Genomic DNA, 14,081 nt, shown 5'->3' with positions numbered 1-14,081 from the left:
TATTACGATGCGCATTTTCAAACTCGGCCTCAACGCCAGCCTTCTCGCTCTGGCTGTGGCGGGCGGCTACCTGCTTGCTCAACAGGGCTGGGGCGTCGGCAGCACGACTGCCGGTGCCGCCCCTTCGGCACAAGTGCCCCAGGCCATGCCGGTGCCGGTTGTCGGCGTGGTCAAGAAGACGATCCCGATCTATCTCGAATATGCCGCGCGCACCGAAGCCATCCGCAACGTGACCTTGCGTGCCAAGGCGTCGGGCTATCTGCAGGCACAGCCGGTATCCGACGGCGCCGACGTCAATGAAGGCGACCTGCTCTACCGCATCGAGGCCACGGATTATCAGGCAGCACTCGACCAGGCCAAGGCGCAGATCGAGCGTGACCAGGCATCCCTCGAATACCTCAAGTCGAGCCTCACCCGCGGCAACAAGCTCGCCGACAACGGCTATCTCGCCAAGGACGGCTTCGACCAGCGCCGCAGCGCCGTGCGCCAGGCCGAAGCTGCCCTTGCCATTTCACGTTCGGCCATGCGGACCGCCGAGATCAACCTGAAAAACACCGAGATCCGCGCCCCCTTCGCCGGTCGCCTCGGCCGCAACCAGGCGCCCGAAGGCACGCTGGTCACAAGTGCCGCCGGCACGCCGCTGAACAATCTCGTCCAGCTCGCGCCGATCTACATCACCTTCAACCCTGGCGAGACCGAACTGGCCGAGATCCAGCAGGCCTTTGCCCAGGGCACCGTCGAAACCGAGGTCATCATCCCCGGCAGCGACGAGAAGCCGCGTCAGGGCAAGCTGACCTTCATCGACAATGCCGTCGAGCGCAACACCGGCACCATTGCCGCCCGCGCGACGATCGACAACCTCGATCTGTCGCTGCTGCCCGGCCAATATGTCCGCATCCGCCTGCACATCAGGGAATTGCCCAACGCGCTGATGGTGCCGCAGACCGCACTCGGCTCCAGCCAGTTCGGCAAATATGTCTATGTCGTCGGCAAGGACAATCTCGTCGAACAGCGCGTCGTCGCCCTCGGCCCCACCGACGGCGAGTTGGTGACGCTGACGTCAGGCATCAAGGAAGGCGACAAGATCATCTCCGGCAATTTGCAGAAGATATTTCCGGGGGCACCGGTGCAGCCGCTTGATGGCGGTGGCGGGTGAGCGGGCGGGGCTGGCTGGCGGGTGCGCGGGGGATGCGGCCGGGACGGACGGCTTCGGGCCCGATTTCAGTCATTGATGCCAAAGTTCAAACTTGTGCTGAAAGCTGCCACTTTCTTCGGACTCGTTCGACGCGCTAACGAGCGTGGGGATCGGCCAGCCCTTGGGCAAGCGGTTATGCGAAATAGCCTTTATTTCTCGCACAAACCCTTATAGAACAAAGAGTGAACTACATCTATTCGTCATAGAGCATGGTGAGATCGCACCGTGATTGATTATCAATTCACATGGTTTCGTAGCCTAAACCGACAGGGCGATTGACGAATCGGCCCCTGGCGCCGAGACCTTAGCCTGAGGGGGATTGGACATTTGGTCGACCTGAACTGGGAACAGCTGCTGAACTCTCAACGCCGTAAGGACAAGGCGCGGGGAAAAAGCGCAGAGCGTTCTGCGAAAACTGCCGAACACCGCACTGAACTGGAGCGCGATCACGATCGCATCCTTTTCTCCACACCTGTGCGTCGCATGCAGGACAAGACCCAAGTCTTCCCTCTAGACCCCCATGACAGTGTTCGCACGCGTCTGACCCACAGTCATGAAGTGGCCAACATGGCCCGTAGCTTTGGCACAGCATTGGTCTACGTCTACCCCGAACAACTGCGGCTGCCCGAAGGCCTCATCCCGGAGCGGAACCTACCCGCATTGCTGGAGGCCATTGGCCTTGCACATGACCTTGGCAATCCTCCGTTCGGCCACCAAGGCGAGGATGCGATCCAGTCCTGGATGAAGGCCCGTGAGACTGAAATCTTCGAGGGGCTGGAAGAGGGTGCCCTGCGCGAAGATTTCCTGAAGTTTGAGGGCAACGCCCAGGCTTTCCGGCTTTTGACCCGTCTGCAGATCGTCAATGACTCATTCGGCTTGAACATGACCTATGCGTTCCTGGCAGCGATCATGAAATATCCAAGCCCGTCCGATCGCGTGTACAAGGGCGTTCTTGCCCGCAAGAAGTTCAACTACTTCCAATCCGAAGCAGACATCGCCGAAGAGGTCTGGCGCGAAACGGGGCTGTCCGAGGGCGTCAGGCATCCGCTGACCTTCATCATGGAAGCTTGCGATGACATCGCCTATTCGGTGGTGGACGTCGAGGATGCGGCCAAGAAGGGATTGATCAACTTCGACCGACTTGCGAGTTTCCTTGCTTTCAAGGCTGACGGCGACGACTGCATCAAGTCCGTGCTCGCCAAGGCAAAAGAGCAGTACAAGGAATTTCGCGCGCAAGCCTTATCGGCGGCGGAAGTCGATGACATCACGATGCAGATGTTCCGGGTCAACGCTATCGGTGTGATGATAGTTGCCGCGACCAAGGCCTTTGCCGAGAGCCTGCCGGCGATGATGGAAGGCAAGTTCGACAAAGAGCTGATGGCGGTTTCGTCCGCAGGCAAGTTGTGGGCCCTTCTCAAGGAATTCGCCAGCGACCATATCTACCCACATCGCCGAGTGCTCGAGGTGGAACTGACGGGGCATCAGACCATTCATGGTCTCATGGATATCTTCTGGGCCGCGATAACCAATCGCAAGGATCCGCTCGACCTGGGTTCGAAGCGAACGACTCCGCTCGATCGGTATGTCTATTCCCGCATTTCCGAGAATTACCGGCGTGTGGCGGAGGCGGCGGACAATCGTATGCCTATCCGTTATCGTGAATTGCAGCTCATGACGGACATGATGTCGGGCATGACGGACAATTTTGCGATCTCAATGTTGCAAGACCTGCGCCAAAGAGGAGCAGCATGAACGCTCGATACCTGGTTCGTGACCGGGACCTGAGCAACGACATCGCTGATTTCATCCGCGGATCGCAAGGCGCCGAGATCGGTGCCCTAGTCGATATGGTGGGGAAAGTGGGGGACAGTGCTATATTAGGTGGCCTGCCCCGCGATTTCGCACGCGAGGGGCGATCCGCTTTCAGTTCTGATGTTGACGTTGTTGTCGAAGCTTCACCCGACGCTCTCCATGCCCTGCTGGCGTCACTCGGTGGTCGACGCAATCGATTCGGCGGGTACAGGCTGACGTATGGCCGCTTCGACTTCGACGTATGGGCACTACAGTCGACGTGGGCTGTCAGCCATGGCCATGTCGCCGTCCATTCGCTGAAAGATCTGGTCAAGACGACCTTCTTTGACTGCGATTCCGTGCTCTTTCATTGTCGCACCCACGAGATAACGAGGTCCGATAATTTCTGGACAAGCATCGAACATCGAATTGTCGATATCAATCTTGAAGCCAATCCACATTACATCGGCACACTCGCGAGGACCCTGCGTATTCTTCTCGATTGGCGACAGGATCTGGGCCCGAAGTTGACGAAGTATCTCGCTGAAGGCATGGCTCGCAACAGCGATGAGATCGTCGATTACGTGGCGCGCAATGGCCTGGGGCGTCGACTGGCAGCAGGTAGCGATCCGTGTATGGTGGTGTCAGCCCTCCATGCCCATTTGACGGCGTGGCAGGATTGCGAGCAAGCGCTTAAGTCCAAACCATTGGAAGGCTGCCACCATGACCAATATAAGGTGGACTACAACTCCCACACACGAAAAGGCTGCGGAAGTAAAAGACTAACTCAGTCTTCGTAGCTATCACCGGCAGAGCGGACGACCGTATCGTTCCCGATCAGCTCAACGGCCATGATGTTCATGTCGGGTTGGATGGAGAGTGCCTTCGATTGGTCGTACCATCGCCACATGAACGTCACCCGCCCTGTTCCCTCCTAGCGCTCCCAATGGTGGCGAATTGATGGAGTGCCGTCGCCGAGGCGTTCCGCCTCCTTGGATGCCATCATATAGTTGCGCTCGGCCGCTGCCCGCTTGATCGCGGCGGCGACCTTTTCGAACACATGCTCAAGTAGCTCGCCGCTCACGCTGTCACTCCATCGACAAACTCAACCGGGGCTTTCGCCAGCATATTGGCCGCCTGGAACGCAGCGACCATGGCACAGGCATGGGTGAGGTTGCGTACATCTCCCGTGGCCAGATGGTGACCCGATTCCTTGAGCCGTTCGACCCAAACACTGGCTTGGGCCGCGCCTTCGACTGCATGATCGGACAGCCCCCCTAGATCGTCAACCGGCGCGCCGAACCGGCACAGAACTACGCAATCCCAGGAGATAGAGTTCGCACGCTTGTGCAGGCCGCCGCTGCTATCACCGTACATCGGCCAGATACGGAGCGGGACAATCCCGGCAGTCGCCAAGCCGGAGGCGAGCGCCTGCCAACCCCGCCCATCCAGATTCTGGTAGGTGAAGACCATCCTTGCGCTTGGCTTGCAAACCCTAGCAACTTCGGTGAGTGCCTCACCCAACGATTTGGCAAACGCGTCGGCCGCTGCGGCGCTGCCGCCGGGTTGGGCGAGTTGCCCGGACGGGAACCCCACGAGATGCATTGCGGGAATCATCCCGAGACGAACCATCCAGGGAGTGAAAAAATGGCCCAACTCGGAATACGAAATGTAGTTGAAGTAGGGCGGATCGGTCAGGACAAGATCGATGCTATGTTCTGGGATGTGCATTAGTCTCCGCGCGTCAGCACATCTGACGTCCCAATCCCCGGGTTTGACCCAGCGCACTTCCCGCGTGCCGCCATCGAGCGTGGGTTCAACCGATTGTCGGAGTGCCTCCGCGGCACGGCGCACGGCGCGAACGGCATTGGGAAAAGTCCCTCGTCCGTTTTTGGTCAGCCATGGGTTCAGCTCTACCGGCCGTGCGATGTGGCGATAAGCCCGGATCGAGAACAAGCCGGTCAATCGACGCCAGCCGCCGGCATAGGCGCACATCATGTTGTTGGTCGTCAGGTGGTCGGAAAAGGCCACGCGCATGCCTTCGCCGACGCTACCCTCGATCCTTGAAATCGCACGAGCCAAGAGGCCCAGATGCAGCTTCTGCCTAGCGCCGAAGAGGTCCGAATAGTCCCGGTACCCGTATTGCAGCAACCGATTGTCCGAGCGCCCGGCGGCCGGAATTGGACCCGCAGCAAGAAAGTCCGAGTCAGCGGCCAGTTCCTCAGCAAGTCGATCTGCAGCAGCTTGGAAAGCGGCGTGGTCGGCCGCGACAGCCGCTCGAATGCGGCGCTGTATGTTCGGGTAGCGGGCTTCGTCGCCGGCTGGCAGGGTTTCAACGGCGAAAAGCCGGTAGCTGGGTGGGCGCCCAGTCAGGGTCGCCGAGTCGATCAACCGATCTCGTTGTCCGCAGCATGGGCAAACAGCCGCGCCATGATCGAGACGCCGCTCTGCAGGCTTGGTCTTAGTGCCGCAACCACACGTGTGCGGTCCTTTCTTTACCTGCCGTTCCGCTACATCGCCACAACCCTGACAAACGATCCACTCGCGTTTGCCCGTGTCGTTCCAAGCAAGCCGAAAGGTGGGATGGACATCAAAGACGTTGCCACAACCGGTACAGGCGTGCTGTTGAACCCAAAAGGCATGAAGCAGACGTTCTTCGGTGCCCGACGCGTCACTGGTTTTGTAGTATTGAGCCATTTCGGCGCCGACCGTCTCCGTCAAATGCGATAGTGCATCATCCATCTGCTCAAGGGCAGTGAGACGGCCCTGGAAATCGGAAACGGCGGCGGCGACCGGTTCCACATCGGTGCCATAGACGTCGGCGCCCAGACGCGAGGCCTCGAGCAGCATCACCCCTCCACCCATGAAAGGGTCAAGGACGGTCAGTCCCTCACAGGTGGTATCTCCGTAATAGGCGGACCAGAAGTTCTTGTCGACCGGCGTCGCCGCGGCAACGGCCAAAGATCGCGCCGTGGCTGCGAGCCGACGGGCGAACCACTTGTGCGTCTGGTAGGCAGCGCGCGGGCGCACGCCTTCGCGCCGTGCGATATGCGCGATTTCTCCGACGGGGAGAATGCCGGCATCGAGCAAAGAAGTTTCCGGCAGTCCCACACTCATCGCACTCTCAACTCACACTCGCCAAGATCCTCCAGGCCGGCGACCGAGAAGGTCGATCCAGTTCGCAGAAATCCGTAGACAAAGTTCTTGAGAAGCCGGGAATGCCGCAAAGCCTTGATGTCCTTGGGCAGATAGTCCGCTACACGCCGGCTTAGCACAACAACCATCTTTGTCTTGGCGCGCGAAACCACGACGTTGAAGCGATTGAGGTTGTAGAGAAATTCCTCCTCCGTCGCGATCTGGTCGCCGTCGCCCAGGCCGAACGAAGCGAACATCACGGTTTTTTCCTGCCCTTGGAAACGCTCGACCGTATCAACCGCTCGAACAATGGCATCCGCCGTTTGTTCGTCTGGGTCAAGGGCAGCGATCAGGCATTCAATGACCGCCGCCTGTTGAGCCCGATGCGGCGTGACAATCCCGATACCCTTTTCGAAGAAGGTCTTCGGGTCGAAGGGCTGATCGGTTTCCGGGTTGACCAGCCGCCCTGCAAGCGAGGCCACCAGCGAAGTGACCAACGCCGCCTCGCTGTCGTTGCGCTGGCTGCTGTATCGGTCGGAGTGCACGACGGCGACTAGCGGATGCTCCGGATTGAGAATCTCGGCCATTGCCGGCGACCACGCCAGGCCGGCCGCCAAATGCTCCGGGCGCTCCGCCGAAAACGGCGGTGTGACGAGCGTGCGAAGATCGGGAAACTCGGCGGTGAGCTTTTCATACCCGGTAGTTTCGACAAACTCGACTATTTCGCGGTTCGATCGATAGCTTCGGTCAAGCATGACCGGCGTGAGGCCGCGACTTTCCCCAGCGTCGTTGGTTTGGCCCCGCCGGTAGTGCTTGAAGAAGTCGTAGATTGACCCGACCAGATGTTCGGAGCCGACCGGTGGATCGATCGGATGGATCGGCGCCATCTGCAAGTCATCACCTACGACCGTTACACTCGCACCGCCGACCAGTGAGCTCATCGCGACTGTGGCGTAGGCCACGTCCATCTGGGAGGCTTCGTCAATCAAGAGGTAGTCAAAAAGGCCGACCTCTCCCCCATGGCTGCGCATCAACCTTCCGATCTGCTGGGCCGTGGCGCCGACGATCACAGTTTGAGAGGCATCTAGGTGCGCCATCATTTGGCCGTAACTACCATCGCTGGGCGTATTGGCAACCACATAAGGCAGCAGAACCGGATCGATGCCGGCGTCACCTGCTTCGGTCGACTTCAGGCGAACCAACAGGGCTTCGTTCGGCTTGAGCCTGCCTGGTAGCTTGCGCAGAACATTGTCGATGGCTATCCAGGTCGGCCCTGTCACGACGATGCGGATCGATTTCCCTTCACTGCGTGTCTGCCGGACCAAAGCCACCCAACAGGGCAGCAGAAGTCTCGCTTTTGCCCGTGCCAGGAGGTCCCCACAGTAATGTCAGCCGTTGCGTCAGCCCTCGTCGGACCGCTTCCTGCTGCCTGGCGTTGTTCCATATGTTGCTAGGCAAGTCGGCCATGACCCTCTCGATATCCCTGGGTATGGGCGTGGCCAATTGATCGGCACGCCACAGGAAGTCGACTGCGCCATTCCCGGTTTCCTTGACCTTTGGTTTGGCCTCCCCCGACCGGATGATCCCTTTCGCACTGATCAGGGGATCGTCGACCGAAATCCTTGGAGAAGCTATCAACCGCAGGGCATGCGACAGCCGAGGACCGACGAAGAAATCGGAATGTATCGGGTCGATGATCCCGAACCTGCCGGCGCTGCCATCGAAGTCGAGGGTAATAGCTCCAACTTTCACCATGACCTCCAACAGACTGCTAGCAGCGACGACGACGATACGCCTCACTCGGTCAAACCTGACAAGCCGGACGGTCGCCGCCTTCCGAACATTCCAGTAGGCCTTGCCCAATACATGATTAGAGAGGTCGGGAAATTCGTTGGCGAGTTGGCCAAGTTTCCAGTGCCTGAGATAGAGTTGGCTCTCCGGCAGAAGAGACAGGTTGAAGTCGCCTTCCTTAACCTTCGCCTCGGTCGAGCGGTGGGATATCCGGAAAGCCCAAGCGTTATCATCACCCAGCAGGTGAGCCAGCCCCACGTCGTTGAGAATCCGTTGCCTGTCGTCATCGAGCAGGCGCTCGGTCAACCGGATGCTGCGAAAGCGCGCCTCACGCTCGAAAGGCGGGTTGGCCAAGAGCAGATCGACATCGAGCGCATGAGCAGCCTCCATCAGCCTAGCATGCTGGTAGATGACCTGCAAATCCTGTGCGACGGTAGCCAGACGATCTCCCGTGCCGAAAACCCTCGACACCGTGGGGGCTCGGGCCGTGAGCTTTGTCTCCTCGTCTAGGCTGAGATCGCTGGCGAGGCGATCGGCAACGGACAACGTGGCCATAAGACGATGACCGACGACGCGCCGCAGTTCGTCGCGATAGTCGTCTGGGGTCAGATTGCGGAAAGGGCTTTTGTTGCCTGCCCACACCTCGTGCCCGCGTTCAGATGGGATTTGATCCGATAGCGGGTCCGCATAAAACGGATGCTGCCGATAGTCGAACATCCGCTGCCCTTCGGGCGTCGGATGTCGATAGGCATTAGCTACTTCTCCCTGCGCGTAGTGGTAGGGGATGTCGGCTGCAAGCAAACGGACCATCTCGGCCACGATTGTGATTGGTGAGTTCTGCTCAACATGGTCCGCCTCCTGCACCACATCCTCTGGCGGGAATATCCATGCCATGGGCGAGAGCGTTCCGACGCCGGTGATCGGCGACGGTGGCGCAGACCGCATCCGCTCCAGATGCCGCCCCATCATTCGGCAAAACTGCTGAAAGTTCAGATTATCCCAGAGGAAGAACTGGACGGTCGGCTCGTACTTGGTGTCGTCGGCGTGCTCCTGGCGACCGGCACGAATCTGCCGGCGGAACTCGTAGATCGTGTCGCGCAATCGGGAGAGAAAATCGACAAAGACTTCCCCCTCCTGTTCGACCGTCTTCTTTAGGACGAGCCTTGTCTGCTCCTTGCGTTCCCATTTTCCGGTCAGACGCGCTTTACCCCAAGCCGTAAACATCGGCCGGCCCGCCTCGTCGCGCTGCTTTCCATCGGGCACAAAGGCTTCAACTCGGGCCCCCATGGCGAATGTGAGACCCGATGAAACGTCATAATCCGCCGACAGGGCAATACGGATATCGCTGAAGCGAGGCATAATGGCTGACGTGCCGGTTCGATCCGGAAGTCGAGCAGGGGTTCGATCGCGGAGAGACGACGCCCGCGCATGGACGATGTGCCGGGTCGCCTTGAGGTTCTGGTGCCTGTCGAAGATCGTGCTGCCCGGGTTGACGGCTGACAAGGCCCCGATCGTGGTTACATCACGCTCGGCCAACTTCCCGCAGGCCCCCTCGGTCAGTCCCGCAATACGGCTCAAATGATCCACGCGAACTGCCTCAGGCGCACAATAGCGCTGATCGATCGCGGCGGCGTCAGCGCCGGTTCTTGTCCAGGCAAAACCGAGATAGTCACACCCAATGCATCGGCCGCTGATGTGCAAAGGCAGGTCGCGCCAATCGACTGGTTCAAGCACCTCTCGCAGGTCATGAGAGAGGAAACGGACCACGCGCCCCAACACTACTTCGGCCGGCATTTCCTCCAAGTCCTCGGCAAACCGGAGATAATAGGCTGCTCGATCGCGGACGAGTTGTCCCCGACGCCTCTCCGCTTCTTCGAGCCTCCGAATACCGGAGCCCTCATGAGACCCCGGCCATATCGCGGCGTCGGCGAGGACCACGAACCGAGCAGTGTGGCCATTGTCGGCACCGACCTGCCCATGCCCGCCTCGCTCGCCTTGCCTATGCCCGCCGTGCCCATGCTCGTGCCCGCCATGCCCGCCTTGCCCATGCCTGCCTCGCCTCCCTTGCTCATATTGGCCCGGCTCATAGCGGTCTCGCCCGGGCGCGTTCGACGACGACCGGCTTGCGGCCGGGCCTGAACAGCCGCTCGGCTTCGGCGCGGGCAGCGCAAACCTTGTCGCCGAAGCCGCGGATGGTGCCGTTGAGGTGTTCTTCCTGGGCCTGGTAGGCGGCGATTAGCGCCTTGTCGCGCGAGGGGTAGGCCGCCGGCCGCGCGCCGGACATGACCGGCCGATAGTCGGCCTTGTGGCTGTAGCGGACGAGCGCGCGCCAGGCGCCGTCGATCCATTCCGCCTTGGCGTGGAAATGGTTCATCGCCCGTCTCCTGCCATGTTGTCTCCGGAGATGTTGTCTCGGGGCATCTTGTCTCCGAGAATCTTCTCTCCGGAGATCCTGTCGCCGAGGATCGACAGGCGCGGCAGGGTGATGGTGCCGGCGGCCGGCGGCTGTACTGCTGCCTTCGCCGCGGCGGAGCGGGCAAAGACCGGGTCGCCGAGCACACGCGCGGTGAGGTCGCGGTCGTCGTCCGGCAGCTCGGCCAGGCGCGCGGCAAATTCGGCCCGGGTCACCCTGTCGTCCTGGCGGCGGAAGCCGGGAGCCACCGGCTGACAGCGCGCAAGCTTGGCGTCGGCGCGCTTGCGCCGGTAATCAGGGTCGAGCCGGCAATGCACCGTGTCGGGCGACAGGCCGAAGACCACGGCGATCTGGTTGAACTTCATGCCGGATCCACGCATCCGGCCGGCGAGATCGAGGTCCCAGGCCATGGGTCGGGATGCCATGGCTTCCGCTTGCTGGTGTTTCATCACGCCCTCTTCAGCTGCGTCAGGATTGTTTCCGACACCGGCACGCGCCAGCTCCGGGCCAGCGCCACCAGCTCATCGAGGCCGTGGCGGCTGGCCTCGGCCAACAGATCGGCGCGGCCGTTGCGGATGGCCGCCTGCAGCAAAGGCAGCTTGAGGCACATGCGGGCGCGTTCGTCCGGCCGGGGTTCGCGCCGCAGCGCCCTTGACGGCACAGGCAGGGCCTTGCGGCCGCGATGCGGCAGGATGCCGGCGATGCGGCGCGCCTCGTGGACGAATTCGGCCACCGAGGGCGCAAACGTCCGGTTCTGGCCGTCGACGGCGCCCGTGGTGAAGCGTTGGGCCGCCTCGATCACCGCCTGCGGGGCGACATCGGCCAGCACCGCCTCATAGGTCTGCATCGTCAGGTCGGCATTGCCCGCCGTCTGGGGGAAAGAATTCAACATTGCGGTGAGCGCCAAATAGGCTCTCTGGTCCATGGGAAGCTCCTAGTCGGTCCATTGCCACGTCGACGAAGGTGCGTTTGCGCTGGGGTGGCGGGCGCGGGCGGCGCTCGGCGGCATTGCGGCACCAGTTGCGCCAGGTCGCCGGCCAGTCGAGCTTGACGCCCCTCTGCCCGGCCTGCGAAATCCAGTAGTCGCGGAATTTCTCCGCCTCGCGTGCCGCCTCATCAGGCGAAAGCCCTGCCTTGGCCGCGTCGTCGAAATCAGGGCTGAAGCCCTGGGGCAGCCGGCTGCCGCGCTTTTTGCAAGAAGCTTCCGTTTCTCTGGGTCTGGTCTCTGGCTTCTGGCTGGCAGTGCCAACGCTGTGCGGCAGCACTGCATCGGCATCGGCGGCCGCTTGATTTTGCTCGGCTTTGCGCCAGCGCGCCCGGGCCGCCTGTTTGCCGGCCAGCGACTTTTCCGAACGGATGGCGCATTCCTTGTCGACACGCCCGTTCCACAGCCCGCCGTCGATGCGGCGGATCTTGCCGTCACTGATCAGGCTTTCGAGTGCTGCCTTGAAGGCAGCGCTCGAGGCGCCGCACAATCTGGCGAGGCGGAGATGGTCTTCCGGCACGGGCGCGCCGCGCTCATACATCGAGGCCACCAGCGTGATGTAGATACCGGTTTCAGCAGCACTCATGCCGCGTGTGCCGGCGAGCCAGTCCGAGGCAAAAAAGCGGACCCAGGGCATGTCGCTCATGCGGCCACCTCCGGCTGGACCAGCACGACGCAGCGCGGGCCGTCTTCAGCCCGCTTGCCATCTGCAACCCACGCAACCGTCAGCCGGCGAACCAGGCCGTCGATCAGGCCATGCGCGGTGAGCGTGTCGAGAATGCACCGGCCAAAATCGGCGGCGTCGCCGCAGCCGGCCTCGGCGCGGGCGCCTGATGCCGCGAGGCGGACATAGACCGGCCCCTTGAGCCGGCGCGGCCGCTGGCTGGACAGGGCGGCCTCGAGGTCAGCGCGCCGGTCGCACGCTGAAGGCACGCGGCCCCTGCCCCTGGTGATGTCCAGCTCGAGCCGGATCATCTGAACGTCCCCGCCTGTCGTGCGGTGCCGGCCGGCGTGTCGAGCTCGAGCCCGCCCGCGGGGCGGACAGCGTGCCGAGGGCGGCGCAGGCGGCGCGACGGCGCTGCCCGGTCGGCCGATTTCAGCCCCGCGCGGCGCCGGTCTTTGTTGGAGGTGAACATGGGCGAATGATTTCCATAACGGAAATCATTCGTCAAGCAATTATTTCCATTTTGGAAATTTTGCGCTTTCCGTTCTGGAAAGCTACATTTTGGCCATGAAAGAGTTAGCCATGACAGATTTCGAGGCGCCGCGGCTCTATATCGAAGAATGGATGGCGACCATTCCTGGCCTGGACAGGAAGCGGCTGGCCGAGCGCATGAAGGTCGCCGGCGGCACCATCAGCAAGAAGCTCGCCAGGCCTGAAAACATCGACGGCGTCTGGCTGGCGCAGTTTGCGGCAGCGCTCGAACTTGCGAGCCCGATCGAGCTTTACCGCGATCCGACGGCTGCTGCTGCCGTCACCTCGCCGGAGAGCAAGCTGCGCGCCGCCCTTCTGGCCTTCGGTGTCGACAAGGACGACCTCGGCAAGGCGGTTGCCGTGGTCAAGGGTTTCCTCGATGACGACGGCGAACGATCAGCACAAGCCCTTCCCGGTGATCGATCTGCACCCGCCAGTCGCCGCCGTGCAAAAGAGCCATCGCGGTAGAGATCTCGGCTGCCTTGCGTTTCACCACCATCATCGGATCAAGCGGGGCTGCGGCGTGCGCGGCATCGCGCAGCCCGGCGACGATCTCGTCATTGCGGGATCGGTAGCGCGCCTTGATCTGATGTCTGATCGCCATCCCGGCTCCCTTTTTCTCAGCGGATAGGAACATTTTCCTTTATACAGAGTCAAGAACATCAGAGGAAAATATTCCTCCATCCCCTGATTGTGACTGATATGGAAAGGTGATTGGATCGGGCTGGTCGATTTGGGGGGCTGAGTTGTCAATGTCCTGGTGGAAGACCGTCACCGTTGCTGTTGCTGCTTTGGGATCCTTGCTTCTGGTCGAGGCCCTGTCGGGCGGTTTCGACGCTGTATCGGGCGACTATTTCCTGAGACAACCGGCTGGCCGCCCCTCCGCGGAAGATGTGTTCTCCGACCTTCGAAGCCAGGGCTACCGCATGTACGACGTGATGGAGCAGCAACTGCCGGAAGACTATGCCGCGCTGACACAGGAAATAGCGGCGATCGTCGCCAGGCGGCCGACAGCCGCCCAGGCCAGGGACCAGGCCCTTCAGGCGACCGCGGCGATCCGCAAGAAGCACGCGAAATCGATGCATCAGGCGCCGGACGAGAGCCTGCATGCTGCGCTCACCTCGCAACTCGACCTGATGCAACTTGTCGCCGCCAGGGAGACCGCGGCAAGCTGCGCCCGCTTCATCATCAGCGGGCCGGCAGCACTGGTCGAGCCGGACAAGCAATATCTCAGGGCCTTCGATGCCAATGCCGTCGACGTGTTCGGGGCGATCGGTGCGGCGCGAGAGAATCCGCAGCCGATCGAAGCGGTCACCGACGCCGATTGGGAGGAAGTCGGCAATGCCCTGATTGCCCAGGGCGGAACGAGCGACGATCTCCAGTCGCTCACCGCCCTCGACCCCAAGGACGAAAATCTGTGCCGGGCAACGATACGCTTCTTCCGCGCCGTGCTGGCAGTCGAAGGGCCGGCCGGGCGGCGCGTGCGCGCCGATATCGCCTACGGCCTGGCCGCCAACTAGCGGCGCCCCTGCCCCAGCGTTCGGATCAGCGATGCGCCAGGGCGATTCGCAACATC

Annotated in this window: 14 protein-coding genes; 5 read left to right on the top strand and 9 right to left on the bottom strand. The window is 61.6% G+C overall.

Translation table 11 applies throughout. The features are described 5' to 3' along the window. Positions 1-7: 7 nt before the first annotated feature. The 3 genes from Amn_RS10640 to Amn_RS10630 all read left to right on the top strand — a co-directional run bounded on the left by Amn_RS10640 (position 8) and on the right by Amn_RS10630 (position 3,786). Positions 8-1,156, top strand: coding sequence for an efflux RND transporter periplasmic adaptor subunit (locus Amn_RS10640; protein WP_286296935.1), 1,149 nt, complete (start codon positions 8-10; stop codon positions 1,154-1,156). A 366-nt stretch (positions 1,157-1,522) separates the two neighbouring features. Next, the gene (gene dgt, locus Amn_RS10635; RefSeq protein ID WP_286296931.1) at positions 1,523-2,947 is read left to right on the top strand and encodes a dGTP triphosphohydrolase; all 1,425 of its coding nucleotides are present in this window, start codon (positions 1,523-1,525) and stop codon (positions 2,945-2,947) included. After that, the gene (locus tag Amn_RS10630; RefSeq protein ID WP_286296927.1) at positions 2,944-3,786 is read left to right on the top strand and encodes a hypothetical protein; all 843 of its coding nucleotides are present in this window, start codon (positions 2,944-2,946) and stop codon (positions 3,784-3,786) included. Before dgt ends, Amn_RS10630 begins: the two co-directional genes overlap by 4 nt. A gap of 134 nt (positions 3,787-3,920) precedes the next feature. Here the strand turns inward: Amn_RS10630 and Amn_RS10625 are convergent, their stop codons facing one another. The 9 genes from Amn_RS10625 to Amn_RS10585 all read right to left on the bottom strand — a co-directional run bounded on the left by Amn_RS10625 (position 3,921) and on the right by Amn_RS10585 (position 12,285). Beyond that, on the bottom strand, positions 3,921-4,070 hold the full coding sequence (locus tag Amn_RS10625; protein WP_286296923.1) for a hypothetical protein: 150 nt from the start codon (positions 4,068-4,070) through the stop codon (positions 3,921-3,923). Continuing rightward, a complete protein-coding gene (locus Amn_RS10620) occupies positions 4,067-6,103 on the bottom strand; it encodes a hypothetical protein (RefSeq protein ID WP_286296921.1) in 2,037 nt (678 codons plus the stop codon). The genes Amn_RS10625 and Amn_RS10620 overlap by 4 nt, the downstream gene beginning before the upstream one ends. Then, positions 6,100-7,446 carry a DEAD/DEAH box helicase gene (locus tag Amn_RS10615; RefSeq protein WP_286296918.1) on the bottom strand — a complete coding sequence of 449 codons (1,347 nt, stop codon included), beginning with the start codon at positions 7,444-7,446 and terminating at the stop codon, positions 6,100-6,102. The genes Amn_RS10620 and Amn_RS10615 overlap by 4 nt, the downstream gene beginning before the upstream one ends. After that, complete coding sequence (locus Amn_RS10610; protein WP_286296915.1) at positions 7,424-9,706, bottom strand: DEAD/DEAH box helicase family protein; 2,283 nt, start codon at positions 9,704-9,706, stop codon at positions 7,424-7,426. The genes Amn_RS10615 and Amn_RS10610 overlap by 23 nt, the downstream gene beginning before the upstream one ends. A 289-nt stretch (positions 9,707-9,995) precedes the next feature. Then, positions 9,996-10,286 (bottom strand): hypothetical protein, encoded by a 291-nt coding sequence (locus Amn_RS10605; RefSeq protein WP_286296913.1) that lies wholly within the window; start codon positions 10,284-10,286, stop codon positions 9,996-9,998. After that, the gene (locus Amn_RS10600; protein ID WP_286296910.1) at positions 10,283-10,774 is read right to left on the bottom strand and encodes a hypothetical protein; all 492 of its coding nucleotides are present in this window, start codon (positions 10,772-10,774) and stop codon (positions 10,283-10,285) included. The genes Amn_RS10605 and Amn_RS10600 overlap by 4 nt, the downstream gene beginning before the upstream one ends. Next, a complete protein-coding gene (locus tag Amn_RS10595) occupies positions 10,774-11,217 on the bottom strand; it encodes a hypothetical protein (RefSeq protein WP_286296907.1) in 444 nt (147 codons plus the stop codon). Before Amn_RS10595 ends, Amn_RS10600 begins: the two co-directional genes overlap by 1 nt. Then, entirely contained in the window at positions 11,159-11,956 is a 798-nt protein-coding gene (locus Amn_RS10590; RefSeq protein ID WP_286296902.1) for a YdaU family protein, read from the bottom strand. The genes Amn_RS10595 and Amn_RS10590 overlap by 59 nt, the downstream gene beginning before the upstream one ends. Continuing rightward, positions 11,953-12,285 carry a hypothetical protein gene (locus tag Amn_RS10585; RefSeq protein WP_286296899.1) on the bottom strand — a complete coding sequence of 111 codons (333 nt, stop codon included), beginning with the start codon at positions 12,283-12,285 and terminating at the stop codon, positions 11,953-11,955. The genes Amn_RS10590 and Amn_RS10585 overlap by 4 nt, the downstream gene beginning before the upstream one ends. Positions 12,286-12,556: 271 nt before the next feature. On the opposite strand from Amn_RS10585, the gene Amn_RS10580 reads away from it, so the two are divergent. Beyond that, entirely contained in the window at positions 12,557-12,973 is a 417-nt protein-coding gene (locus Amn_RS10580; RefSeq protein WP_115732705.1) for a hypothetical protein, read from the top strand. Between the two features lie 284 nt (positions 12,974-13,257). After that, positions 13,258-14,025, top strand: a complete 768-nt coding sequence (locus Amn_RS10575) for a hypothetical protein (protein WP_286296895.1) — start codon at positions 13,258-13,260, stop codon at positions 14,023-14,025. Positions 14,026-14,081 lie beyond the last annotated feature (56 nt).

Origin of the sequence: Aminobacter sp. Y103A (genome assembly GCF_030294925.1) — a bacterium.
In the GTDB taxonomy this organism is placed as follows: Bacteria; Pseudomonadota; Alphaproteobacteria; order Rhizobiales; family Rhizobiaceae; genus Aminobacter; species Aminobacter ciceronei.
Note: the sequence above shows the minus strand (reverse complement) of the source record. Positions and strands in the feature narration are given on the sequence as shown.